Origin of the sequence: Sphingopyxis sp. BE235 (assembly GCF_031457175.1) — a bacterium.
Classification (GTDB): domain Bacteria; phylum Pseudomonadota; class Alphaproteobacteria; order Sphingomonadales; family Sphingomonadaceae; genus Sphingopyxis.
Genome location: NZ_JAVDWC010000002.1, coordinates 1,236,858 through 1,260,962, shown reverse-complemented (window position 1 = coordinate 1,260,962; position 24,105 = coordinate 1,236,858). Strand labels below are relative to the sequence as shown.

Genomic DNA, 24,105 nt, shown 5'->3' with positions numbered 1-24,105 from the left:
CGCATGCTGAACCGCAGGGCGTTTACGAGTTTTGCGGTGTTGGGCGCGGCGGCCTCGGTCGCGCCGTCAGCGTCGGCATCCGCGCCGACCGTTGAAGGCACGATCGGGTTCCACGATTTGGCGTCGTCCAACGTGCCGGACAAGGTGGGCGTCGCGATCTACAAGCCGCCGGGCTATGACCCGGCGCGCGCGGAGGCCTATCCGCTTCTGCTTTGGCTTCACGGCGGGAATGGCAGCGAAAAGGATATGCTCTTCTTCAAGAGCGTCTTCGACCGCGAAATTGCATCTGGCCGCGTCCCGCCGCTCGTCATCGCGAACCCGAGCGGGCGCCGTTCACTCTATATGGATTACCTCGACGGCAGCGAGCGCTGGGAAAGCTATATCCTGTCCGACGTGCTGCCTTTCGTTCGCCGAACGGCACATGTCGCGGCGTCACGCGAGCGGACTTTCATCGGAGGGGTTTCGATGGGCGGCCTCGGCAGCCTGCGGATCACCTTCAAGTATCCCGAATTGTTTGCCGGAGTCATCGCGCTCGAGCCTGCGATCGAGGCGGCGCTGGAATGGAAGGGGGCGGGAACAAGCACGCGCTTCTGGCGGCCGGAGCGCGCCCTGTTTCCGATGTTCGGCGACCCTATCGATTCGAGCTATTGGGCCGCGAATAATCCCGCGACGATCGCGAGCGTTGCGCCCGAGCGATTGCTCGATCTTCGCATCTATCTTGAGGTCGGCGATCAAGATGCACTCTATCTTTACGAAGGCGCGGAATATCTGCACCGGATTCTGTTCGATGCCGGGCTCGCTCATGAATATCGGCTGGTACACGGCGCCGATCATGTCGGTCCGTCGCTCCTGCCGCGCATGGCGGATGCGCTTGGCTTCCTCGGGCGGCAGCTGTCGCCTCCCGGCTGGATCGATCGGAGCGTTCTCGATTTTCGCAGCGCAATGGACAATGGCAAACGAGCAGCGGGAATCGAGGTCGAGCAGGCGGACCCTCGGAGATTGAAGCGCCTGGGAGAGAGGCCGTTAGATGATCCCGCCCAAGCGGGTGGGCAGCAGGGCGAACCTTAACCGATGAATGTCAGTTTACCCCCGCCAAAACCCAATAGCCGACGGTCTCCATACGGCCATTCTCTGATAAGTGTATGTATCGCTCATTCGCTAGTCGAGACCTTCGGATATGCGCATTGCCAGCTCCGCTCTGTCGTCTTGCCTGAGGGCGATCTGGAGGTTTCTGCCACTCGGCTCGTCATAGCTGCCGATCAGTACTTGAAATCCATATTCGCTCATCTGCGATATGGCAGCGCGAATATCCTCGTCCGCGTTGGCCTGCCGGACGATGTGGTCGAGGCCGATTTCCGTCGCTTCCTTGGTGGAAAACCGGCGGAAGACGATGTTGCAATATCCGTAGTCGGGCCGACGTGCCCGCTGCTCGCGCAAGCTGCCGAGCAAGCGATCGGGCCGCAGGCTTTCGACAATGAACGCTCTGAACTCGTCCGGATCAACCGATTGGACGGAAAATGCGCTGGCGACCGCAGGATCATCTGCGGCGTCCTGCGGCGCGGGAGGCTTCTTCTTCCCGAACGATGGTCCGGAACTGACTGGCGGCATCGTCATAGGGGCGCCTGTGCCACCAGGTACGGACCATCGGCCATCTGGACCAAGTCGGCCAGGATATCGCTTGGGAAACGCGTGGCGAGCGCCGCCGGCATGGTAATTTCGAGGCGGTCGATCGGCACGACTGGTCGCCCGGGCATTGCACCCAACATGTCGGCCCAAGTGCTTTCATGGCGCGCGAGTCCTTGGATTGAGGCAATGACCAGCGCCGGTGCACGGTCGCCGAGCGCCGGCATGGTTTTCTCTAACGATGAAAACAGCCAAGTCGGGTCATTAAGACGCTCCGGCATCTCGAAACGCAGGACGGAATGTTGGCGCGTGGCTCGTCCGAAGATATTCAGGCTGTAGATTTTTTCTGGCCGCTTCCACACGCGCACCCGCTTTTCTTCCTGCATGCGCTCTTTCCAAGCTGCTAGATCGGCATTCGCAGCGGGAGCGCCGGGCATCCCGGCCGCCCATTCGGGCGCATGCCAAATATGAATTTGAGGGAAGAAATCGTCGAGCCTGCCGCTGCTGGCAAATAGGCATAATCCCCAGCGGGCCTCGTATAGAGTTCCGTTGATTGGAACGAATGAGAAATCCTCGGCCCATGAGGGGGCTGCGCGCGGGTCGGGATAATGTGGTGGGGGAAAGCTCACGGTTTCCGAGCTTGTGTTCTTGGGTCCGAAATCTTGGATTTGACCGGTCGCCCTCGACGGACTTTCAAGCCAGCAAAAGAACATTCCTACAACGAGGGCCGCGATCCCGAGCACCCAGACGGCCGCCGTCCTGCTGAAAAGACCTATATGAAGTGGGATTTCGGGATAAGGGTCAAGCCGGCCGGCCGGGCAGACCATCTCGAGGAATGCAAGCGTCGTAAATTTCTCCGCGCCGCTATAATTGTGGCACTCCCACATAGTCGTGCTCAGCGCGATGAAGAGGACGAATATCCCCAGTCCGATCAGTGTCTTCCCGGGAATAGGGAGCATTGCCAAAACTCGTGCTGCGATGTCCCTGTCACCCTACCGTCGATGTCTGACGAAGTCGTAAAATTGGCGAGTCCGGTTCGGATCTACTGACCAAGCATGCAGTGTCTGCTTACGACCCGTCTGGCAAGAAAGCCGAATGGCCGTTTTCGGCCATTAGAGACAAGCCTTTACGGAACATTCTGGATCGCCCGCTGGTTCTGGCTTTTCCTGCGCGTTGCATACCGCCGATCTTAGCTGGAGCTAGAATGCAAATATTGCGGCGTATATTGATCGTCGAAGATGATGCGATCATAGGCATGCTTCTCGAAGAATATGTCATGATGATGGGGCGAGAGCCGATCGCTGTTGTCGATGGAGTTACGCCTGCGCTTGCCCGGATTGCGCAAGGCGGCATCGATGCGGCGATCGTCGATGTTCATCTTGCCAATGGCGATAACGGCGATCCGATCGCGGCAGCGCTGGCGGAGGCGAATATCCCGTTTCTGGTGGCGACCGGAGGTTTTACAGGCGCGCTAGGGCCAGCGTGGCGGGACCGCCCGGTTCTCGCAAAACCTTTCACGCTAGCGAGCCTGAGCGAAGCCCTCGGGGCGCTCGATCGATAACCTCCTCATTCGAGAATTTGGGAACCGCATTCGCGTATCGATCATTTTGAATGGACGATGCGACGATCAATGGAGCGGAATTGAATGACGGAACAGAGCGGCTTGGATCGTGCGAACAAGGCCGAAACGGGGGTCTCCGGGCTGGACGACATCACCGCTGGCGGTCTCGCGCGCGGACGAATATTCCTCATGGAAGGCGATCCGGGGACGGGAAAGACGACGATCGCCAATCAGTTTCTATTGGCGGGTGCCGCAAAGGGCGAGCGCTGCCTCTACATCACGCTGTCGGAGACCGAAGAGGAACTGCGCGAAACCGCTAAATCGCATGGCTGGGACCTTCCCGACAATTTTCATATCTTCGAACTCGTGCCGCCCGAGGCGCTCCTCAACGACGAACAGCAGCAGAGCCTCCTCTATTCGTCTGACCTTGAGCTTGGCGAGACGACCAAGCGTATCCTCGAAAAATACGAAGAGGTGCAACCCGACCGCGTCGTGCTCGACAGCCTCTCGGAAATCCGTCTGCTGGCCCAAAGCTCGCTTCGCTACCGCCGCCAGATCTTGTCGCTCAAACATTATTTCGCGCGTCATGACGCGACGGTGTTGCTCCTCGACGATCTGACGTCGGAAAGCGCCGACAAGACCGTGCACAGCGTCGCGCACGGGGTCATCCGGCTTCAGGAGATGTCGCCCGAATATGGCGCCGAGCGTCGGCGCCTGCGGGTGCTCAAATATCGCGGCCAGCGTTTCCGCGGCGGCTATCATGATTTCATCATCGAAAGAGGCGGGGTACGTGCCTTTCCGCGCCTTGTCTCGCTCGAACACAAGACCGACTTCGAGCGAAAGGTTGTCGCGACTGAGAATGGCGAGCTCAATGATCTGCTCGGCGGCGGCTTCGATACCGGATCTAGCGCGTTGATTCTCGGTCCGTCGGGCACGGGCAAGTCGCTCTTCGCGCTCACATTTGTCGAGAGTGCGGTCCGCCGCGGCGACAAGGCCGCAATGTTCATCTTCGACGAAGAACTCGGTCTTCTCTTCGCCCGGGCCAAGGGAATGGGGATCGACATCCAGCAGATGGTCGACAGTGGCAATCTTATCATTGAACAGGTCGATGCTGCCGAACTGTCGCCGGGCGAATTCTCGCAGCGCGTCCGCAACTGTGTCGAGCAATATGAAGCGAAAACGGTTGTGATCGACAGTCTCAACGGTTTTCAGGCCGCGATGCCCGAAGAGACGGCTCTCATTCTTCACATGCACGAGCTGCTGCAATATCTGAACAGGCAGGGCGTGATGACCTTCCTGACCGTCGCGCAGCACGGCCTGGTAGGTGACATGAAGGCCCCAGTCGATGTGACCTATCTCGCCGATACCGTCGTGCTGCTCCGCTATTTCGAGGCGGCCGGGCGGGTGCGCCGCGCGATATCGATCATGAAAAAGCGCACCGGTGCGCATGAATATACGATCCGCGAATATCGCATCGGGTCGCAGGGCATTTCCCTTGGCGCGCCTTTGACCGGTTTCCAGGGTGTACTTCGCGGCGTTCCCGAAATCATCGGTTCGGCAGAACTGATGGACACACCGCAGGCACTTCCCGCCGGATGAACCGGACCTTTTCAGAGCGGGCGATCATTCTCGCGCCGCGCGGAAGGGATGCCGATATTGCCGCCTCGATGCTTCGCGAGGCCGGCATTGAAAGCGGGATCGCCAAAAGTCTTGACGATTTTGTCGACATCCTGCGGAACGGGGCGGGCTTCGGGCTCGTTACCGATGAGGCTCTGCGCGGCGCTGACCTTCGGGGGCTCGATAGCTTCATTCGGGCGCAGGGCGAATGGTCCGATTTCCCCTTCATCCTGCTTACCGAGCGCGGCGGCAGCATCGAGCGCAATCCCGCCGCGGGCCGCTATCTCGAGCTTCTGGGCAACGTCACCTTCATTGAACGGCCCTTCCATCCGACCACGCTCATCAGCATCGTGAAGGCGGCGCTGCGCGGGCGACGCCGTCAGTACGAGGCACGGGCGCGCCTCCAGGCGATCCGCGAAGGCGAGCAACAGCTTCGCATCGCGCTGTCGGCCGGAAGGCTGGGCGCTTGGACATATGACGTTGCGTCGATGCGGCTCGATGCATCGCCTGATTGCAAGAGCCACTATGGCAGGTCCGCCAACGACCCGTTCCCGTATGAAGACCTTATCGCCAGCGTGCACGACGATGACCGGGCGACAATGCAGGCGGAGGTTCGCCGAGCCCTTGAGACCGGCGCCGACTATGACATCGAATATCGCTGCGTCTGGCCTGATGGTTCGGTGCATTGGGTGCAGGTTCGCGGCAAGCCCGAGCTCGATGCGCGTGGCCGTGCGCTCGGTATGATCGGCGTCAGCCAGGAGATTACCGAGCGGAAAGCGGCCGAAGAGACGCTCCGCAACTTCGCGGTCGAGCTCGAGCAACGCGTCGAGGAACGTACGCGCGAACATGCCGAAGTGATGATGCAGCTTCACGAGGCCCAGAAACTCGAGACGCTCGGCCAGCTCACCGGCGGCGTCGCTCATGACTTCAACAATTTGCTCACCCCCATCGTCGGTAGCCTAGACATCTTGCGAACCAAGATTACGGAACCGCGGCTGCAGAAGCTTCTCGATGGCGCTCTCCAGTCGTCCGAGCGCGCGCGGACCCTTGTCGCCCGCCTGCTTGCTTTTGCGCGCCGCCAGAATCTCGAGACGCTTCCCGTCGATGTGAAGGAACTGATCGCCGGGATGGAGGAACTCGTTCACCGCTCGATCGGTCCGACCATCGACCTGTCGGTTGATCTTGCGGTCGATGTCCCTGCGGCGATGGTCGATCCCCACCAGCTCGAGCTCGCTATTCTGAACTTGGCCGTCAACGCACGCGATGCGATGCCCGATGGGGGGCGTCTCGCGATTTCGGTCGATCGCTGGGAGGCAGCCGGTGAGGATGGGGGCCTTCCCGATGGCATCTATGTCCGCATCGCGGTAGCCGATAGCGGGGCGGGCATGGATACCGAGACGCTCGCGCGGGCCGTCGAGCCTTTCTATTCGACCAAAGGTGTGGGCAAGGGCACGGGGCTCGGTCTGTCGATGGTGCATGGTTTGGCCGCTCAGTCGGGCGGGCGACTGTCGTTACATAGCAAGGCCGGCAGCGGCACGGTCGCCGAAATTCTGCTACCCGCCGCCTCTTCAGAAGCTTTATCACATGTCTCCCCGGCCGATGCGCCTCTTCTCGAAACCGCGCCGCTGCGGATATTGCTGGTCGATGACGAAGAACTTGTTCGCGAGGGAACCGCGGCCATGCTCGAAGAGATGGGGCATCTGGTGACGCAGGCCGCCGCGGGCGCGCAAGCTCTTGGCCAGATTCGATCGCAGCCCTTCGACATCATCGTAACTGACTATCTGATGCCATCGATGAGCGGGCTGGAACTCGCGCGCGAAGCACGCAGGGTTCGCGCCGATATTCCCGTCCTGATGATCACCGGCTTTGCCGATCTTGCCGAGGATACGGCGAGCGAAGTGCTTCGCTTGCCGAAGCCGTTTCGCGCGGCCGAGATGGCGCGTGCAATCCATGACGCCATGGCGGAAGACGCGCTCGCTAGCTGACGGAACATCTTTATCAGCCCCTGCTCTGCTCGGAATATTTGCGAGCCGCATCGGCAGAAGCGCTAGGATAGGGATGTCCGATTCCCGTGTTCAACCCATAAGCAGACCGTCTTCCATCGGCCACGTTCCGATAAGGAGGCCAGCTGCGAATGGCACGGCGGCATTAGAGCGTCAGCGAGGCGCTAGTTGCATTTCATACAGGAGGAAGCTGATTGTCGATCGGTCAGGTTGTCGAGCCAGCCGAATGATACGATGAAGCGTCGGCGAAGATCAGGAAAAGACCGTCGAGAAGATATAGGCGGTCAGGAGCACGAGATGTACCGCGCCCTGCAAGATCGTCGTTCGACCTGTTCCAAAAGACAAGATGGCGACCCCGAGGGAGAGCGTGAGCAGGGTGATGCCCTTGGGATCGAGGCCGAGCGATAGCGGCCAGCCCATGACGAGCGCCGCAATCGCGACCGTCGGGATTGTGAGCCCGATCGTCGCGAGCGCCGAACCCAGTGCGAGATTGAGACTTGTCTGCAGGCGGTTCCGCCGCGCCGCGCGGAGCGCTGCAAGGCTCTCGGGCGCGAGCACGAGCGCAGCGATCGCGATGCCAACAAGCGCGCGCGGTAACGCCGCCGTGGCGATGGCCGTTTCGAGCGGTTCGGAGAGGCTTTTGGACAGAAGGACTACGCTGACCAGCGCAAGGAGAAGAAGGCCAAGAGATCCAGCCGCGGTGCTCGCGCTCGGCGGCGACGCGTGCGCATCGCCGGCGAGCACGCCTTCACCTGCGGGAAGGAAATAGTCGCGGTGCCGGATGGTCTGGACGAAGACGAAGGTTGCGTAGAGTAGCGTCGATACGATCGCGGTAAATGCAAGCTGCGCCTCCGAATAGTGGGCGGCGGCGCCCCCGCTCACGCTTGGCAAAACGAGCACCAGCGTGGCCATCGCCGCCAGTACGCACAGTGCGGCATTCACGCCCTCAAGCACGAAACGCTGTTCGCCATGACGTATGCCCCCCACCAGCAGGCATCCGCCTACGACGCCGTTGAGGATGAGCATAATTGCTGCGAACACCGTATCACGCGGCAGAGCCGGATTCGCCGACCCGCTCAGCATCATCGACAATATCAGCGAGGCCTCGATGATTGTCACCGCACCTGCAAGGATCAATGTGCCGAATGGCTCGCCGACGCGGTGGGCAACGACCTCGCCATGATGCACCGCCGCGAGGATGCAACCGACGAGGATAGTCCCCGTTGCCGCAAGCGCGATGTTATTCATCTTGTCTAAATGGAGCAGAGCCGCCCCGAAGCCCGCGGCGGGCATCCAGCGAGGCCAGCTCGATATCTCCGGAAAACGGGCCCGGATTCTCATGAGGGGCACATATGGGGACAGGCCGACGTGCCCCGGAGGAACGTCGCGCCCGCAGCTAATTCCATGTCGCCGCGCCCTGCACTGGATAATTGCCGCAGCAGAGCGCGTGCGGACCGGTTGGCGAGCAGCAAAGCAGGGGCGGCGCTTCGCCGATCAGGTAGGGCGAACCTGACCTGCGCATCTCCGCGGGGTCCCGGATCTCGAACGGGATGCCTTCACTCCGGCAATAGCGCTCGGCGGCATCGGGGGTCGCAAACCGAAGCTCCACTTGCGCCAGCGGATCGCCACCCCCGGTCCAGCCGGTGAGAGGATCCGCTCTGGGACGCCATCGCGGTGCAAAACGCAATCGCCACCCGCTCGCCTGCGCGCGGCCTGCACGGTTGGTGCCGATGGGCAGGGGCTCGAGAACCGCCCGGGCCTCGGGCGGCAGCGCGCAAATGCGATGTTCGGCTTGCCATTGATTATCGTTGGCTGCCACCGCCGGCACGACTTCTGCTGTGGCGCCCGGTAGGCTCGGCCCGGGACCGAAGTCCCGGGCCTGCCCGTCAAGCCGCCCGCGCATTGACCGGAATGCGGCGGACGTTCTCGTTCGCCGCCTCGGACTTGGGCAGGGTGATGGTGAGCACGCCATTCTGGAACGTCGCGCTCGCCTTGTCGCGTTCGACACCGCGCGGCAGGCCGATGCGCCTTTCGAAGCGGCCGTAGCTGCGTTCGGTATAGCCGCGGTCCTTGTCCTCGACCTCGGATTTCTTCTCGCCGCGGAGCGTCAGAACGCCTTCCTCGACGGTGATTTCGACGTCCTTCTCATCAAGACCCGGAAGTTCGGCAACTACCCGAACTTCGGTGTCGGTCTCGCCGAACTCGAGGCTCGGCCACGACGGTTCGCGACCGAGGCCGCCGAACGACGGCATACCGAACCCGCGGAAGAGATCGTCGAACAGGCGATTGACGTCGCGGTGAAGCGACACAAGCGGATGATCGCCCCGATCGCGCTCGGCGCTGACCGGAACGGGGAGCCGGTTCTCCTGCCGGCTCCAAGGGATCAAATCACGAATAGCCATGATAGCATCTCCTTTCTGGCTAGAGAGTTTCAGCGTGGCTCGCCGCCGCTGCGGGCGGGGAGCCGATGGCCCGGGTCAGGCCGCCTCGAGTTCTTTCTTCTTCGCGGCTTCCAGGCGATCATTGGCAGGCGGGCTGCCGCCGATCTCGATCTTGCGCGGCTTCATTGCCTCGGGGACGACGCGCCGCAGATCGATTTTCAGCAAACCATTCTCGAAGTCGGCGGAGGCGACTTCGACATAGTCGGCAAGCTGGAAGCGCCTTTCGAAGGCGCGGGCCGCAATGCCGCGGTGCAGATACTGCCCTTCGTCCTTGTCCTCGCCGCGTTTGCCGCTGATGATGAGCTGATTCTGCTGGACGACCACCTCGATATCCCCGGGGCGGAAGCCCGCCACCGCAAGCGTGATGCGGTAACTGTCCTCACCCTGCCGCGAAAGATCGAAAGGCGGATAGCCTTCGCCGCCGTCGCCGCGCAAATCGGTCTCAAGGAGATCGAACAGGCGGTCGAAGCCGACCGTGGAGCGCCGATAGGGCGCAAAATCAAAACTGCTTCTCATTTTCCAAATCCTCCAAGTTGAGCAATTTGGGCGTGAGAAACGCCGGAGAGAGCCGGCGCTCTCATTTGACCCACCGGGCCCGGTTTCGGCACCCGGCGATAAAAAGTTAGGAAGCCGAAAAACGCTTTCAAGAGATTTTTTGCTATCGGACTCCGCTCAGACGGATTGACGCGCGAGCGACGAATGGCCGCTATATGCGATTGGTACCAAAAGCTGCCTGACGGCAATCGGCCAGTACCGGTTCCGGTATCGCCCAGAAAGAGCGCTTGGCCGTAATGTGAAGCGCGACCCTTTTTCGCGCCCGGAGTCCGACCCCCAACCACCCCGCATTATTTCGGGTTGCGGCAGGTGAATAATCTGCGGAGAAGCATCTGGGGAGGAGAGAGTGGGGCATGACGGTGCAGCATAATGTCTTGATCGTCGACGATCACCGCATCACCCAAAGCGGTCTGCGGTTCCTTTTTGGTTCGCTCGATCGCTTCGTCGTTGTCGACGCGCTCGATTGCGGCGCGATGGTCAATGCTTTCGTACAGTCGCAACCGATCGACTTGGTTATCCTCGATCTCAACTTGCCCGACGTGCGGGGTATAAATGTTCTCGCCGAGATCGTCGGGTCGCGCGACATGACGGTTATCATCCTGACTGGTGAAACGAACCTTGCCGAGATTCATTCGGCGCTCAAACTTGGCGCGCGTGCTGTCGTGAGCAAATCGGACCCGCTCGATCACATTGTCGCCGCCTGCGACGCAGCGCTGGCGGGCGAGGTCTATATTTCGCCGCATATCGAAGAAGCGCTCGGCAAGTTTCAGCAATCCCCCGTTGCGCTGTCCTCGCGGCAGATGGCCATCCTCCACTATCTGGCACAGGGTGAGACAAACAAGGAGATCGCCTATCGTCTTGCGATCGCACCCCCGACCGTATCTTTCCATATCGCCGAACTGCGGCGTAAACTCGACGTCCCGCATAACCGCAGGATCGTCGAGCGCGCGAATGAGCTAAACCTTCTCTGACGCGGCCAACAGCAGGGGATGGTGCGTCAGTTCACGGCAAACGGGTTTGATCGCCACCATCGTGACAAGCTGGCTGAGTCGGCCGCGCGTGACTGTGCTGTCATCATAGGTCACAGCGAGGACAGGTTTTGTTTCGCTGTCCGATGCGGCCAGCCCCAACTCGAAATCTTCGCGCTGGTCGAAGTCGAGAATCGTCCATTCGTATAAGCCCGCTTGCAATTCGTCCGTCGAGATCGGCGTAACGGCAGTGGAGGCTGCGGGGAGGGCTATCCGGATTTCCGTGCCGTGGCTGGTCGACGAACAGATTTCGAGGGTTCCCCGAAGCATTTCGATGATGCGCTTGGCCGACCCGAAACCGGAGCCGGTTCCCTCCGTGGTTTCGTTTCCTCGGAGGCGCGCCCTGCCTCCGCTGTTCAAGGCGGCCATGATGGCCGCAGGCATTCCGCTGCCGGTGTCACTGATTGTGATTATGGCACGGCCCGCGTCGAGCGCGAGGGTAATGCGGGCTCCGCCGGTCTGGGTATATTGGTAGCAATTGCTCAGCAGATTTGCGAGCGCGCGCATCAGGAGCGGTTTGTCCGAAATGATCATGACGTCGTCCGCGACGCTGACCTCCAGTGTCAGCTTTTTGTTCGCGAAGGGCGTCTTGAACATCATCGTCAGCGGCTCGATCAACGCCTGGCCGCGAAAGGCACCGAGTGCGACGAATTCAGCATCGCCCGCGGCGATGTTGGCGCCGGAAATGGTCGTCGTCACGATTTCGTTCAGATAATCGGCGGAGCTTTCGAGCATCGCGATCAGCGCCGGGTCGCCGCCCGGCGTTTCCTGCCGCTTCAGAACCGCGACTGCGCTGTTGAGCGCCAGGATAACCTGCCGGCTGTCGTGGCCCGACGCATGAAGCAGCGCATTCTGACTATGTACGGTTTCGAGCGCATAGGCTTTTTCTTCAGCGAGGCGCGTCGCCCGTTCGCTGATTTCGAGGCGTTCGCCAAGCGACTGCGCATAATTGGTGTCGGCTACCAGCTTTTCCCGTTGGATCTTCTTGAGGTTCAGTCCGAGCGCCAGCGTTACCATGATCGATTCGAAGAGCCCGACGGGCCCGGAGAGGTGCCAGTTGATCGGCAACCAGGTAAAGAAGCCCATCGACGCGATCGCGGCATAGAAAATGAACAGCGCGAGGCTGGCCCAGCCGACGAAGAGGGGCCAGAGCTGGGACCCAAGCTGCTTCATCGCCGCATAGCCCACAAAAGGCAGGAATAACGCCACCCCGACCGCGACGATCCATCCGGACAGGTGGAGAAAAAAGCGAACATCGGCGGGGTAGAGTGATAGGCCGGGCTGGACCAGCATGACGGCGACGGCGAAAAGGATCAGCGCCTTCAGGGTGAGGTCGCTCCTAGGGAAGTTGTCCGCAGTCTTCACGAAGCTTCGGCAAAACTGCGCCATCGCCGCCGCAAATCCGCATTTGAAGAAATCTTCCACGGCGACGCCGGTCAGCGGCTTGTCGTACAGGAAGAATATGGTGATGTAGCCCTCGGAATGGACCGTGTTGAGCGCAAAAAAAGCTTCCGCGACGGCCAGCCAGAGAAATTCCTTGAAGCCTGTGATCGAGAAGAAGAGGAAATTGAGGAGCAGTAGCGTCAGCGCGCCGACGACGACACCCGACACCATCGATACGTTGGCGCGCCGATCCTTGAAGAAGGTGCCATAGGTTTCGATGCGGAGCGGCATATAGGTCGAATTTTCGGAAACAAATTCGATGACGACCAGCTTTTCCTGCCGCGGTGCAAGCACAAGCTCGGAGCTGAACGCCTGGTAGGTCCCGAGATTTTCGCGGGCGACCTGCGGATCGGTAGCATCGACGATCAGCTTGAGCGCGTGACCTTCGGCTTCATAAAGACGGAAGTGCTTCAGCGAGCCGCGGCCGGTGGTCAGAATCCAGCTTCCCTGCGCGTCGCTCGCATTGCGAACGTTGAGGAGGACGACGGTCCGGGTGCCCGGGGGGCCGAAGTGGATCGTCGATCCCTTTATATGCTGCAGCGGACCGCCGAGAATCGCTTCCAGTTGCGGAGTCCTTGCGACGCCGGGGCGCTTCGCGAACCGAACAAACGAGGCGAGTGCGGGTGCATCTTCTCCAGCCCTGAGATCGAGCAGCGGCAATTTGTCGGAGTTTGCGCGCGCCGGTTGAGCGGCCAGCAGGCAAAAGAACCCAAGGATCGCGTATAAGATCTTCATTATCACCCCCGCCGCCGGGCGGGGACCGAACGCTTATCTGCGTCCAACGGGCGCACGCACAGGTTCGCCCAAGACAAGTTCAACCCACCCCCCGGTGATCTGTCACCCGTAACGGCCAGACACTTCGGTGCAAGCACCCCGGCAACGGTCCGTCGCAAATTCACCCTAAATAACATTGGGTAGACGTCCCGCCGTCCACGCCACTAGTCATCGCACGCAAAGCCGATGGGTATTTTTGCCCGAACGGCTGGGGGCGCAAATTTTCGAGGCGGGGCGGATGAGCCGGAGAGCGCAAATGCTCTCCGGTGAACCCTTTGCCTTGCCTGCAACGTCAATGGGGGACTCCAGAATATGTCACGCATCTCGAAATCTCGCCTGCTTGCCACCAGCGCGATCGTCGGCCTCGCAATCGGACATATGGCGCCCGCAGCCGCGCAGAATGCGTTCGGCGTTCATAATGACCAGCCCGAGCGGCTAGAGCTCGAGGTCGATGTAGGGGAGACGATCGAGGGGGAACTTATCGGGGTTTATGCCGACAATGGTCCGGTCACGCTCGGCAATGCCGGTGTCATTCGCGGCAACGGCGTTGACGTCGGCGGTATCGACAGCCGACCGAGCGGCGGCATCGTGATCGCGCAACCGAATTCCATCGTCACCAATGCGGGCCAGATCAGCGGGGCGGCGAACGGCGTCGTTACATCCTATTTTTTCAGCGAAGACGTAAATGGCGACGATCTGCCCCCGCAGCCGCTCGCTGCGAACACGCAGGTTTCGAACAGCGGTGTGATCCGCGGCGAAGCAGGGTCGGGCGTCGCCCTCGTCGGCGGCGGTACCGTCACCAACGGTGGCACGATCTCGGGGACCAGCGGGGCGCCCGGGAGCATGATCAACGGCACCGGCGTATCGATCTCGGAATTCCCCGGCGCGGCTGCCGGGAACATCACGGGCGTGGGCTCGATCACCAACAATGACGGCGGCGTGATCGAAGGTCAGATGTTCGGCGCGGTGCTGCAGGGCGGCGGCACCGTCACCAATATGGGCACGATCCGCAGCACCGGTAATCCGAACCCCGCGACCCCGAACGTCAGCCCGTTCGGACTCATTCTCGGTGCAACCACCGAACAGACCGGCCGCGCCGCGACGGTGGTGAACACCGGCAACATTTCGGGGTTTCTCGGGGTTCTGGCTGGCGGTGCGCTGGAAAGCGCGACGATCAACAACGATGGAATGATCAGTGCGACCGCGATCGCCATCATCGGCCAGTCCACCGGCAACCTGACCGTCAATAATTTCGAGAATGGCGAAATCCTTGCAAATGCGACGGCGATCGCGTCGAACGCCGGCACGCTGACCGTCGATAATAAGGGCTTCATCTTCAGCGCCGGTCAGAATGCGATCAACATCACGACCGCCGACGCCGTGATCAACAATAGCCAGGGCATTGTTGGCGCCCTGTCGGGCATTACGACCGCCGTGTTTCAGAATGCCGAGGGGACGCAGGCGCGCGCGCGCAACACTGCGGTCACGAATTCGGGCACGATCGAAGGCCGCGCAGGCAGCGGCGTTTCGCTCGCGGGCGGCGGATCGGTGGTCAACAGCGGCGTGATCCGCGGACTGAACGGCAATAACGGGTCGGGCACCGGTGTCGCCCTTTCCGAATTCGCCCAGTCTGTCGCGACTGATGTCACCGGTATCGGCTCGGTGACCAATGCTCCGGGCGGCCTGATCGAAGGCCAAATGTTCGGCGTGGTCGTCCAGGGTGGCGGGACCATCGATAATGAAGGGACCATTCGCAGCACCGGGACCTTCAATCCCGCCAATCCCAATGTCAGCCCGTTCGGCGTCATCCTTGGCGCGACCGCAGACCAGACTGGTCGCATCGGCACGCTCAACAACAGCGGCACCGTTCAGGGTTTCTTGGGAGTCCTTGCCGGAGGCGCGCTCAGCAGTGCCGTGATCGAAAACGAGGGTCTGATCAGCGGCCAAGCGGCCGCCATCATCGGTCAGTCGACGGGCGCCCTCACCATCAACAACCATGACGACGGCGAGATCGTCGCCAATGGGACCGCGATCCGTTCCAACGAAGGCTCGCTGGCTCTCAATAATGCGGGGTTGATAAGCGCTGGCGCCCAGGATGCGATTGTCATTACGACGGCGGACGCGGTGATCGTCAACAGCGGTCGGATCATCGGCGGCCAATATGGGATCGTCACCACGCCGATGGCGGATGGGACGGGCCGCGCAATCAATACCTCGATTACCAACAATGGCGAGATCATCGGTCTCAATAACGACGGCATTCGCCTCGCCGGCGGCGGGAGCGTGATCAACAGCGGCTTTATCGTGGGTGTCAATGCAGGTGCGCAGGGCACGGATGGCATCTCGATGTTTGCGCATGTCGACCAGTCGAACGAAGATTATTCGGCCCACGTCACCAACGATGAGAATGGCCGCATCGAGGGCCAGCGGTTCGCAATCATCCTGTCGGGCGGCGGCGAGGTCGTGAACGCCGGGGAAATCGAGGGCGTTAATGGCGGCGTCTATGTCCAGGGGACTGCCCTCAATACAGATCCAAGCGAGGATCGCAGTGGATTGACCGCCAAGGTCGTGAACACAGGCGACATTCGCGGCACTGGTAATCTCGGCGGCAGCGGCGGCGACGGCTATGGGGTTGGCTTCGGCAGCGACATGTCCAGCGCGACGCTCGAGAACAGCGGCACGATCGGCAGCGATTTTGGCGCCGGCGTCTCGCAGGGATCGCGTGCGGACGTAACGATTACCAATGCCGAGGGGGGCACGATCACCGGCGGCACGTCGGGCATTTATTCCTTCGCGACGGGCACACTTGCCGTGAACAACGCCGGTGTGATCCGCGGCGAGGGCAGTTACGACGGGTTCGACGCTGCGCCCGACGCCGGCATCACGATCACCACCGCGTCGTCGAGCGTGACCAACAGCGGGACGATCACAGGTGCGGGCGCCGGCATCACGACCGCCTATCAGTTCGACGAGGCGATCGGCGATATCGTCGGCATCGCGGTCGGCACGCAGGTGACGAACAGCGGCACGATCCGAGGCGAATCGAACGATGGCGTGCGCCTGATTGGCGGCGGCAGCGTGAGCAACAGCGGCATCATCCGCGGCGAGGGCAGCGTGCTGGCCGATGGCATCTCGATCTATCCCTATGACGGTCAGACGCTGGCGAACGATGTCGGAACCGTTGCGAACAGTTCCACCGGCGACATCAGCGGTACGCGGTTCGGGATCATCATGTCGGCCGGCGGCGCGGTCGACAACGCCGGCAAGGTCACCGGTGAGGGGCCGGGCGGCGTTCTTATCCAGCGCGGGGCAGGGCTTGTCCAGGAAACGGGCTTTGACGGCACGCTCACCAATACGGGGACGATCACGGGCTCCAACGGCTATGGCGCGGTCGTCCTCGTCACCGATACCGCAACGATCACCAATAGCGGAACGATCACTGGCGCAACATCGGGCGCTGTCGTCGAAGGGCTGCAGGTCTCGCAAGAAATCGCGCAGACCGGCACGATCAGCAATAGCGGCACGATCACCGGAAGCGGGACCTTTGGCGCTGCGGTCGCGGGCTTCCTCGATACTGCCGAAATCACCAATAGCGGCACGATCACTGGTGCGACAGACGGCGTCATTCTCGGTAATTTCGGGACAGCGACGCTCGTCAACACCGGGGCAATCACGGGCGGCGGCCGGGGCGTCTGGGGCGATGACAGCGGCGCGGTCATCCTCGACAACGCAGGGACGATCACCGGTTCAAGCGGGATCGCGGTCCAACTCGGCAGCTTCGACGACCGTGTCACCCTGCGAACCGGCAGCGCGATGTCCGGCGCAGTGGACGCAGGCGGCGGTAACGACAGCCTGACGCTCGATGGGGACGTCCTTGAACTGACCGAGGCGCAGCAACTCACCGAAGCGACCGGGTTTGAGACGCTCGACGTTGCGGCAGGCTATTGGTCGACCGCAGGGATGGTCGGCGCATTCGATAACGTTTCGATCGCCAGCGGTGCGTCGCTGCAGGTCAATGAAATTGACTTGGGCGCGGGCGATACCTCGTCGCCGATCCTGACGCCGTCGGTTCGGACTGACGGCCTGCTTGTCTTGAACTTCGGCACCGACGACGTCGTGTCCGATCTCGCGGACCTGACGATCGATGGGACGGGGCAGTTGCAGCTGATCGGCGACGCCGTGTTTACCGTCGACACCTCCAACATCGCCCACACTGGTGGAACGATCATCTCCAATGGCGGCCTTGTTCTGACCGGTCTGCTCCAGGGTGACGTGAAGACCGAAGGGGCCGGCTTCTTCGAGCTGGGCGCCGGCGGAAGCGAGGGCAGCTTTGCGGGCAATATCGTCAACGATGGGCGCTTCGTCTTCAATCGTTCGGACGATTATGATTTCCTCGGCGCCTTCTCGGGCAGCGGTACCCTCGACAAGATGGGCGACGGCGCGCTGACCTTCATGGGTGACTATGCCTTCCAGGGGGTGACGAACATCCTTGGGGGCTCGGTACGCATCGGCGGCACGATCGATCCGGGCACCGAATTCGACCTAGGCGACGGCGGCACGCTCGACATCACGGGCAAGGACCAAACGATCGGCGGCCTCGAAGGCGATGCGGGTTCGAACGTCGTGATCGGCGACAGCCAGCTCACCGTCGATCAATCTGGCAACACTGCTTTCGGCGGCGATATCTCGGGCACGGGCAGCCTGGTAAAAGAGGGCGCCGGCACGCTCAACCTTACCGGAAACAGCAGCTATACCGGCCCGACGTCGGTTAACGGCGGCACGCTCGCGGTCAATGGTTCGATCGCCTCGCCGGTGACCGTCAACAGCGGCGGAACCCTTGGCGGCAACGGCGCCGTGGGATCGACGACCGTCGCCAGCGGCGGCACGATCGCACCGGGCAACTCGATCGGCCAGCTCACCGTGAACGGCGATCTCGCCTTTGCTCCCGGCTCGATCTACGAAGTCGAAGTCAGCGCGGCGGGCGCCGCAGATCGCCTCGACGCGACGGGCGCCGTGACGATCGCCAGCACGGCGAGCGTTGCGGTCCTAGCCGAGGACGGCAACTATAACCCGCGCACCGACTATATCATTCTGACAGGCGGTGCGGGAATCACCGGGACGTTCGGTTCGGTGACGACCGATCTCGCCTTCCTCGATCCGCTGCTGCGCTACAGCGCCAACTCGGTGACGCTGTCGCTCTATCGCAACGATATCGATTTCGCCGATATCGCGGTCGGCTTCAACCAGGCGAGCGTGGCGGCCGCAGTTCAGGCACTTGGCGTCGACAATCCGCTGTACGAAGCGGTGCTGGTCCAGAATGCGGCGACCGCACAGGCGAGCTTCGGCGACCTGTCGGGCGAAATTCTGGCTAGCACGATCAGCGGCCTGACCGACGACAGCCGTCATTTGCGCAACGCCTTGATGGGTATGAAAGCATCCGAAGAGGGTGGTGCGTTCGTGTGGGGCTCGGCCTTTGGTGGCTGGGGCGAGTTTGACGCAGCGCGCGGCAATTACGCGATGGACACCGATCACAAGGGATTGGTCGCGGGCGTCGGTTTTGGCGGCAACGGCTTCGCCGCAGCGCTTTCGGCGGGTATTGGCGGATCGGACTTCCGCTTCGGCGGGCGCAGCGACCATGCGGATGTCGAAAGCAAATATCTGGCTGCCCACGCCACTTATGGCGCCGACGGCGGTCTGCGGGGTACGATCGGTGTAAGCTATGCCTGGCACGACATTGACACGACCCGCGCGATTAGCGGCGCGCCGCTGGCTCAAACGCTTTCGTCGAACCGTGACGCTGATACGCTGCAGATCTTTGGCGAGATCGGTTATGACATTGTCACCGGCAAGACGGCGATCACGCCCTTCGCTCGACTGGCACATGTCGATACCAGTAGTGATGCTTTCGCTGAAACCGGCGGCAACGCGGCGCTCACCGTCGCGAAGGGCGATCAGAAGACCACCTTCGTCAGCTTGGGCGGGCGCGCGCAGTTCAATGCCGGTCAGTTGGGCTTCCAGCCCTATGTGTCGGCCGCCTGGAACCTCGCCCTTAACGATCGCAGCGCGCCGGTCGTCTCGCGGTTCACCTCCGGCGGACCGGCGTTTGGTATCCTGGGCACGGCTATCCCGAAAAACTCGGCAGAGGTCGAAGCCGGATTTGAATATGCTACAGGCTCGTTCCGCCTCGGGGCCGCTTATACCGGAACCTTGGCCTCTGACCGCAGCTCTCATGGTGCAAGGGTTACCGCACGTATCGCCTTCTGATTAGCGACCCGTCAGAAGAGCGAAACGCGCGGTATGTGGCCGAGACGACTTACGTCGTCTCGGCCTCATTAATGCCGCATTTTATTCGTCGCGCCGCAGGAGCAAGTTGCGAACGGCGGCTTTCGCAGATCTTCGCTTGAAAGCGGTCAGGCAGCAAACGGCCAAGCGGCGCCGCGAGAAGCGCAGTTCGTTCGATGACGGCGAAATGCCGTCGCGCTCATCGTCCGCTGTAAGGCTCATCTCTTCGGGTTCGCGCGCCGATCAGCACCCGGGGCATGTTTCCTCGTTCCTGAACTGTTAGAAAGACGAGGTAGGGAAGCAGGAAACCCGCGCCTCCGAAAAAGGCGATGAGCGCGAGGAGCAGGGCGATCGCACTGAATCCATTCCGCCAAGCCGTCCAAAGCGCAGAGAGGACGAGAAAGCAGAGAAAATCGAGGTTGAACTGCCCGGGCCATCCCAGCTTCGCCACGTCTCCGAAAAAGATCGGTAACAATCCAAGGCCGTGGCGGGAAATGACTACAGCGGTGTAGGCGGCCAGCGCCAGCCAAAGGATGATCAAAAAAGTACGAAACGACCCCATGGACGACAATCTGCCAGGAGAATGCTGCGGCTGCAATCGCGGCTTTGAGTCCGCGACTGGATCATGCCAAATTTCTACTTTCATGCGACGATGGCTTACGCGCCGCTGTGCAACGCAGGTCTTGCCATCGGCAAGATGGATTTCATGCCGCACATGGCCCGTCACCAAGTCGCGCCCGAATACGACCGTCGAGCAGGCTCCGGCCTGTGACCGCGGGCTACCCCGTTATAGCGGCGATTGCCCGTTCGAGCTCGGCAATCCTGAAAGGTTTGCGAAGAACTGGCCGGCCATCAAATTCAGCCGCCATGATCGTCGCATCTCCGCTCGTCGCTATAAAAGCCTTCCCGGCATCGCTCAACGCGGAAGCGACCGCCTCGCTCGTTTTGCCATCGGCAAGGTGAACATCCAATATTGCGAGGTCGAAATCTCGCTTCGCGACGAGATCCAGCGCCTCCGCGACGGTCGCTGCGGTTACCACGATCTCGTGTCCAAGTATGTCTAGATACCCCTCGAGCATCATCGACACCAGCGGATCGTCTTCTACAAGAAACACCTTTATCATCATCCGTCCCTCATAGATCCGAAATCTGTAGCGCCAGTGTCTTCGATCACACGTCCCGTGCCCCTACCTTTCGTCGCGCTCGAAGTTCCACGCCGAGATGCTTGGCCACCGAGAATATGTCCTTGTCCCCGCGTCCGCACATGTTGACGATGATGATACTATCTTTCGGCATCGCCGGCGCGATCCTGACAACCGCGGCGACGGCGTGACTGGGCTCAAGCGCGGGGATGATACCCTCTGTTCTGCATAGAAGCTGGAACGCCTCGAGCGCTTCCGCGTCGGTCGCGGAGCTATAGTCCACCCGTCCGATTTCCTTGAGCCATGCATGCTCGGGGCCGATGCCGGGATAATCGAGACCTGCGCTGATCGAATGGCCTTCGACGATCTGCCCGTCGTCATCCTGCAGTAGATAGGTCTTGTTGCCGTGAAGAATGCCGGGACGCCCGCCGGCCAGTGACGCGGCATGTTCCTTGTCGAGGCCATGGCCGGCGGCCTCGACGCCGAGCATCTTGACCATCGGGTCGTCGAGGAACGGGTGAAAGAGACCGATCGCATTCGATCCGCCGCCGATCGCGGCGACCAGGAGATCGGGTAGGCGGCCGGCACGGGCCAGCATCTGGGCCCGCGCTTCTCTTCCGATGACGCTCTGGAAATCACGCACAAGCTCCGGATAGGGGTGGGGACCGGCTGCGGTGCCGATGATGTAGAAGGTGTCCTCGACATGGGCGACCCAGTCGCGCAGCGCCTCGTTCATCGCGTCCTTCAGCGTCGCGGCGCCGGCCGTGACCGGCACGACCTCGGCGCCTAGCAGTTTCATGCGGAAGACATTGGGCGCCTGGCGCGCGATATCGGCGGCGCCCATATAGACGACGCAGGGCAGGCCAAAGCGCGCGCAGACGGTGGCCGTTGCCACCCCGTGCTGGCCCGCGCCCGTTTCCGCGATGATGCGGGTCTTGCCCATCCGGATCGCGAGCAGGATCTGACCGACGCAATTGTTGATCTTGTGGGCGCCGGTGTGATTGAGTTCGTCGCGCTTGAACCAGATCTGCGCGCCGCCGAGCGCAGACGTCAGGCGCGGCGCGAAGTAGAGCGGACTGGGGCGGCCGACATAATGTTCGAGCAGGTCGTCGAACTCGGCCTGGAAAGCCGGGTCGCGCTTTGCGGCTCGATATTCGCGCTCCAGATCGAGGATGAGGGGCATGAGCGTTTCGGGGACGAAGCGGCCCCCGAATTTCCCGAAATGACCCGCGTCGTCTGGCTGCCCACGCAGGCTGTTAGGAATATGACCAGGATCGTCGGAGGGTTGCGACCCCTGAGTCATGTCGGTGCAACCCCGGCAGGAGACCGGCGCGAGGCGGCGGCGTGCAGGATCCCGGCGCGCGCCTCACGCCGGCAGATAAATCCCGCGAGACCGGTCCGGATTCTCGACCGGCGCATCAATAGCCCATCAGTGCCAGCACTTCCTTGCGGCTCCGCTGGTCGTTGAGGAAGCAGCCGAGGAGCCGGCTCGTGACCATGCCGACGCCGGGCGTGCGCACGCCGCGCCCGGTCATGCAGCCATGCTGGGCGTCGATCACCACGGCGACGCCGTGCGGACGGAGATTGTCCCAGATGCATCGGGCGACCTCGGCGGTCAGGCGCTCCTGCACCTGCAGTCGCCGCGCATAGCCGTTCAGTACGCGCGCGAGCTTGGAGATGCCGACGACGCGGTCGCGGGGAAGGTAGGCGATCGACGCCTTTCCGGTGATCGGCGCCATATGATGCTCGCAATGCGACTGGAACGGGATGTCGCGCAGCAAGACGATCTCGTCATAGCCGCCGACCTCTGCAAAGGTGCGCGACAGGTGCACCGCCGGATCCTCGTCATAACCCTCGCAATAATTCCTCCAGGCACGTGCGACGCGCTGCGGTGTGTCGAGCAGGCCTTCGCGCTGAGGGTCCTCGCCGACCCAGCGGAGCAGCGTCTCGACCGACGCGAGAACCTCGGGGGGTATCGCGCCGTCAACTGTGGGACTGGAAGGGGGCACGTGAAGCATGGTCCTGGCCTCCTGACGGCGAAGGGTTGGCGGTCCGGGAGGGGAGGAGAGGGAGGTGGACCGTCGGATCGGCGCATGCCCGAGCGCAGCATGGCGTCGCAACATGTCCCTTGGGGCAGATCGTCGGTTGGAAGCGCGTTGGGTGCACGGACCTCGGGCGAGCCCGGAATGCAGAAATGCCCTTCGCTCGCTTGACGAGGCGTGGCGCGGTGCGCGGTGGTTGGGTGAATAGGGCGGTACGGAAATGCGGGGGCGGCGGTGGCCCCGCCGCCCCCGGCCTGTTAGAAGGCCATCGCCGGCATCGGCGCGGCCTTCTCCTCCTTCGGCAGTTCGGCGACGAGCGCCTCGGTGGTGATCAGCAGCGACGCGACCGACGCGGCATCCTGCAGCGCGGTGCGAACGACCTTGGCGGGATCGATCACGCCGGCCTTGACGAGGTCCTGATACTCGCATCCAGTCTGCCCCTTGGTGCAGCTTGGCGGCGCGGGACAAGTCGGAGACATGCGGTCAACATCGCGCGGCACGGTCGCCGCAAGGCGTCCTGTCCGCGGAGATTGCAATGAATGACGAAGGGCCTCTGGTAACGGCTAAAAGCGGGGACCGTTACGAAGAAGCGAATCTCGCCCGAATGCCAACGGGTCACCCTGCCGGGCCGGTCGACCGCATCGGCGTGCTTCTCGTAAACCTCGGGACGCCAGACGCGCCGACGAGCGGTGCGGTGCGGCGCTATCTCGCGGAATTTCTCTCCGACCGGCGCGTGGTCGAACTGCCCTCGCTGATCTGGCAGCCGATCCTCCGCGGGATCGTCCTTGCCGTTCGGCCGCGGAAATCCGCGCGTGCCTACCGCGAAATCTGGACGTCAGAGGGCTCGCCGCTGGCGGCGATCACCCGCCGCCAGGCAAGGGCGCTTCAGGCTTCGCTGGGAGGTGATGCGGTGGTCGCGCATGCGATGCGCTATGGCAGCGGCTCGATCTCGGACGGCATCGACGCGCTTCTTGCGGCAGGATGTCGCCGCATTCTCGTTGCGCCTCTTTATCCTCAATATTGCGCCGCGACGACCGCAAGCGTTGGTGATGCGGTCCAGGCGCATATGGCGCGCCTGCGCTGGCAGCCGGCGCTGCGCATCCTTCCTCCTTATTATGATGACGATCGCCATGTCGAGGCGCTGGCGTCGTCGCTCGGACGTGCGATCGGCGGCCTCGCCTTTGTACCCGACACGATCGTCGCGAGCTTCCACGGCATGCCCGAGCGCACTCTGCATCTTGGCGATCCCTATCACTGCATGTGCCTCAAGACCGCGCGTCGGTTGGGCGAGGTCTTGGGGAAGAGTGTCGTTCCGAGCTTTCAGTCGCGCTTCGGCAAGGCCAAGTGGCTGACACCGGCAACCGACATGACGCTCGAAACGCTCGGGCGAGAAGGCCGGTCGGTGGTCGTGATCGCGCCGGGGTTCGCTGCAGATTGCCTCGAGACCCTCGAGGAAATCGCCATCCGCGGCCGCGAGCAGTTCCTTGCCGCCGGCGGACGCCATTTCGCTTATGTGCCCTGTCTGAATGACAGCGATGTCGGGATGGATATGCTCGCCGCGCTGATAAGGAGCGAACTTTCCGGTTGGCTTTGA

At 62.1% G+C, this 24,105-nt stretch carries 19 protein-coding genes and 1 pseudogene; 8 read left to right on the top strand and 12 right to left on the bottom strand.

The window, feature by feature from the left end; genetic code table 11:
* Positions 1-3: 3 nt before the first annotated feature.
* A complete protein-coding gene (locus tag J2X38_RS13240; protein ID WP_310254861.1) occupies positions 4-1,068 on the top strand; it encodes an alpha/beta hydrolase-fold protein in 1,065 nt (354 codons plus the stop codon).
* Between the two features lie 90 nt (positions 1,069-1,158).
* Here J2X38_RS13240 and J2X38_RS13235 read toward each other — a convergent pair whose 3' ends face one another.
* Positions 1,159-1,614: a hypothetical protein gene (locus tag J2X38_RS13235; protein WP_310254728.1), complete on the bottom strand. Its 456-nt coding sequence runs from the start codon at positions 1,612-1,614 to the stop codon at positions 1,159-1,161.
* Complete coding sequence (locus J2X38_RS13230; RefSeq protein WP_310254726.1) at positions 1,611-2,582, bottom strand: hypothetical protein; 972 nt, start codon at positions 2,580-2,582, stop codon at positions 1,611-1,613. The genes J2X38_RS13235 and J2X38_RS13230 overlap by 4 nt, the downstream gene beginning before the upstream one ends.
* Before the next feature lie 266 nt (positions 2,583-2,848).
* Between J2X38_RS13230 and J2X38_RS13225 the strand changes: the two genes are divergently transcribed.
* The 3 genes from J2X38_RS13225 to J2X38_RS13215 all read left to right on the top strand — a co-directional run bounded on the left by J2X38_RS13225 (position 2,849) and on the right by J2X38_RS13215 (position 6,786).
* A complete protein-coding gene (locus J2X38_RS13225) occupies positions 2,849-3,184 on the top strand; it encodes a response regulator (RefSeq protein WP_310254724.1) in 336 nt (111 codons plus the stop codon).
* 84 nt (positions 3,185-3,268) lie between these two features.
* Positions 3,269-4,783, top strand: coding sequence for an ATPase domain-containing protein (locus J2X38_RS13220; protein WP_310254722.1), 1,515 nt, complete (start codon positions 3,269-3,271; stop codon positions 4,781-4,783).
* Positions 4,780-6,786, top strand: coding sequence for a response regulator (locus tag J2X38_RS13215; protein WP_310254720.1), 2,007 nt, complete (start codon positions 4,780-4,782; stop codon positions 6,784-6,786). Before J2X38_RS13220 ends, J2X38_RS13215 begins: the two co-directional genes overlap by 4 nt.
* 270 nt (positions 6,787-7,056) lie before the next feature.
* Here J2X38_RS13215 and J2X38_RS13210 read toward each other — a convergent pair whose 3' ends face one another.
* The 4 genes from J2X38_RS13210 to J2X38_RS13195 all read right to left on the bottom strand — a co-directional run bounded on the left by J2X38_RS13210 (position 7,057) and on the right by J2X38_RS13195 (position 9,761).
* On the bottom strand, positions 7,057-8,052 hold the full coding sequence (locus tag J2X38_RS13210; RefSeq protein WP_310254718.1) for an ionic transporter y4hA: 996 nt from the start codon (positions 8,050-8,052) through the stop codon (positions 7,057-7,059).
* Between the two features lie 148 nt (positions 8,053-8,200).
* Complete coding sequence (locus J2X38_RS13205) at positions 8,201-8,623, bottom strand: NADH dehydrogenase ubiquinone Fe-S protein 4 (protein ID WP_310254716.1); 423 nt, start codon at positions 8,621-8,623, stop codon at positions 8,201-8,203.
* Between the two features lie 67 nt (positions 8,624-8,690).
* The gene (locus tag J2X38_RS13200) at positions 8,691-9,206 is read right to left on the bottom strand and encodes an Hsp20/alpha crystallin family protein (protein ID WP_310254714.1); all 516 of its coding nucleotides are present in this window, start codon (positions 9,204-9,206) and stop codon (positions 8,691-8,693) included.
* Between the two features lie 75 nt (positions 9,207-9,281).
* Positions 9,282-9,761 carry an Hsp20 family protein gene (locus J2X38_RS13195; protein WP_310254713.1) on the bottom strand — a complete coding sequence of 160 codons (480 nt, stop codon included), beginning with the start codon at positions 9,759-9,761 and terminating at the stop codon, positions 9,282-9,284.
* A 413-nt stretch (positions 9,762-10,174) separates the two neighbouring features.
* On the opposite strand from J2X38_RS13195, the gene J2X38_RS13190 reads away from it, so the two are divergent.
* On the top strand, positions 10,175-10,771 hold the full coding sequence (locus J2X38_RS13190; protein WP_197411472.1) for a response regulator transcription factor: 597 nt from the start codon (positions 10,175-10,177) through the stop codon (positions 10,769-10,771).
* On the opposite strand, the gene J2X38_RS13185 is transcribed toward J2X38_RS13190, so the two are convergent.
* Positions 10,757-13,006: an ATP-binding protein gene (locus J2X38_RS13185; RefSeq protein ID WP_310254711.1), complete on the bottom strand. Its 2,250-nt coding sequence runs from the start codon at positions 13,004-13,006 to the stop codon at positions 10,757-10,759. The two genes, J2X38_RS13190 and J2X38_RS13185, sit on opposite strands and share 15 nt — an antisense overlap.
* Before the next feature lie 351 nt (positions 13,007-13,357).
* Between J2X38_RS13185 and J2X38_RS13180 the strand changes: the two genes are divergently transcribed.
* On the top strand, positions 13,358-19,309 hold the full coding sequence (locus tag J2X38_RS13180) for an autotransporter domain-containing protein (protein WP_310254709.1): 5,952 nt from the start codon (positions 13,358-13,360) through the stop codon (positions 19,307-19,309).
* A 217-nt stretch (positions 19,310-19,526) separates the two neighbouring features.
* Here the strand turns inward: J2X38_RS13180 and J2X38_RS13175 are convergent, their stop codons facing one another.
* Positions 19,527-19,973, bottom strand: coding sequence for a hypothetical protein (locus J2X38_RS13175; protein ID WP_238586604.1), 447 nt, complete (start codon positions 19,971-19,973; stop codon positions 19,527-19,529).
* On the opposite strand from J2X38_RS13175, the gene J2X38_RS22975 reads away from it, so the two are divergent.
* Positions 19,953-20,099 carry a DUF1993 family protein gene (locus tag J2X38_RS22975; protein ID WP_405053454.1) on the top strand — a complete coding sequence of 49 codons (147 nt, stop codon included), beginning with the start codon at positions 19,953-19,955 and terminating at the stop codon, positions 20,097-20,099. The genes J2X38_RS13175 and J2X38_RS22975 overlap by 21 nt on opposite strands.
* 7 nt (positions 20,100-20,106) lie before the next feature.
* Here the strand turns inward: J2X38_RS22975 and J2X38_RS13170 are convergent, their stop codons facing one another.
* From J2X38_RS13170 to groEL, 4 genes and pseudogenes are all read right to left on the bottom strand, one after another.
* Positions 20,107-20,454 (bottom strand): response regulator, encoded by a 348-nt coding sequence (locus J2X38_RS13170; protein ID WP_310254705.1) that lies wholly within the window; start codon positions 20,452-20,454, stop codon positions 20,107-20,109.
* Between the two features lie 43 nt (positions 20,455-20,497).
* Positions 20,498-21,772: a tryptophan synthase subunit beta gene (gene trpB, locus J2X38_RS13165; protein WP_310254703.1), complete on the bottom strand. Its 1,275-nt coding sequence runs from the start codon at positions 21,770-21,772 to the stop codon at positions 20,498-20,500.
* Between the two features lie 115 nt (positions 21,773-21,887).
* Positions 21,888-22,487 carry a GTP cyclohydrolase I FolE gene (gene folE, locus J2X38_RS13160; RefSeq protein WP_310254701.1) on the bottom strand — a complete coding sequence of 200 codons (600 nt, stop codon included), beginning with the start codon at positions 22,485-22,487 and terminating at the stop codon, positions 21,888-21,890.
* A 281-nt stretch (positions 22,488-22,768) separates the two neighbouring features.
* Positions 22,769-22,933, bottom strand: a pseudogene (gene groEL / locus J2X38_RS13155) (chaperonin GroEL); the annotation flags it as partial.
* A gap of 182 nt (positions 22,934-23,115) precedes the next feature.
* Here groEL and hemH point away from each other — a divergent pair.
* Positions 23,116-24,105, top strand: a complete 990-nt coding sequence (hemH, locus tag J2X38_RS13150; RefSeq protein WP_310254699.1) for a ferrochelatase — start codon at positions 23,116-23,118, stop codon at positions 24,103-24,105.

What these genes read in the sequence shown, in the direction of transcription:
- J2X38_RS13200 (WP_310254714.1), bottom strand. Translation starts at nt 9,206, where the DNA reads ATGGCTATTCGTGATTTGATCCCTTGGAGCCGGCAGGAGAACCGGCTC.
- J2X38_RS13195 (WP_310254713.1), bottom strand. Translation starts at nt 9,761, where the DNA reads ATGAGAAGCAGTTTTGATTTTGCGCCCTATCGGCGCTCCACGGTCGGC.
- J2X38_RS13180 (WP_310254709.1), top strand. Translation starts at nt 13,358, where the DNA reads ATGTCACGCATCTCGAAATCTCGCCTGCTTGCCACCAGCGCGATCGTC.
- J2X38_RS13175 (WP_238586604.1), bottom strand. Translation starts at nt 19,973, where the DNA reads ATGAAAGTAGAAATTTGGCATGATCCAGTCGCGGACTCAAAGCCGCGA.
- J2X38_RS22975 (WP_405053454.1), top strand. Translation starts at nt 19,953, where the DNA reads ATGCCAAATTTCTACTTTCATGCGACGATGGCTTACGCGCCGCTGTGC.
- J2X38_RS13215 (WP_310254720.1), top strand. Translation starts at nt 4,780, where the DNA reads ATGAACCGGACCTTTTCAGAGCGGGCGATCATTCTCGCGCCGCGCGGA.
- hemH (WP_310254699.1), top strand. Translation starts at nt 23,116, where the DNA reads ATGCCAACGGGTCACCCTGCCGGGCCGGTCGACCGCATCGGCGTGCTT.
- J2X38_RS13220 (WP_310254722.1), top strand. Translation starts at nt 3,269, where the DNA reads ATGACGGAACAGAGCGGCTTGGATCGTGCGAACAAGGCCGAAACGGGG.
- J2X38_RS13210 (WP_310254718.1), bottom strand. Translation starts at nt 8,052, where the DNA reads ATGAATAACATCGCGCTTGCGGCAACGGGGACTATCCTCGTCGGTTGC.
- J2X38_RS13185 (WP_310254711.1), bottom strand. Translation starts at nt 13,006, where the DNA reads ATGAAGATCTTATACGCGATCCTTGGGTTCTTTTGCCTGCTGGCCGCT.
- J2X38_RS13240 (WP_310254861.1), top strand. Translation starts at nt 4, where the DNA reads ATGCTGAACCGCAGGGCGTTTACGAGTTTTGCGGTGTTGGGCGCGGCG.
- trpB (WP_310254703.1), bottom strand. Translation starts at nt 21,772, where the DNA reads ATGACTCAGGGGTCGCAACCCTCCGACGATCCTGGTCATATTCCTAAC.
- J2X38_RS13230 (WP_310254726.1), bottom strand. Translation starts at nt 2,582, where the DNA reads ATGCTCCCTATTCCCGGGAAGACACTGATCGGACTGGGGATATTCGTC.
- folE (WP_310254701.1), bottom strand. Translation starts at nt 22,487, where the DNA reads ATGCTTCACGTGCCCCCTTCCAGTCCCACAGTTGACGGCGCGATACCC.
- J2X38_RS13235 (WP_310254728.1), bottom strand. Translation starts at nt 1,614, where the DNA reads ATGACGATGCCGCCAGTCAGTTCCGGACCATCGTTCGGGAAGAAGAAG.
- J2X38_RS13170 (WP_310254705.1), bottom strand. Translation starts at nt 20,454, where the DNA reads ATGATGATAAAGGTGTTTCTTGTAGAAGACGATCCGCTGGTGTCGATG.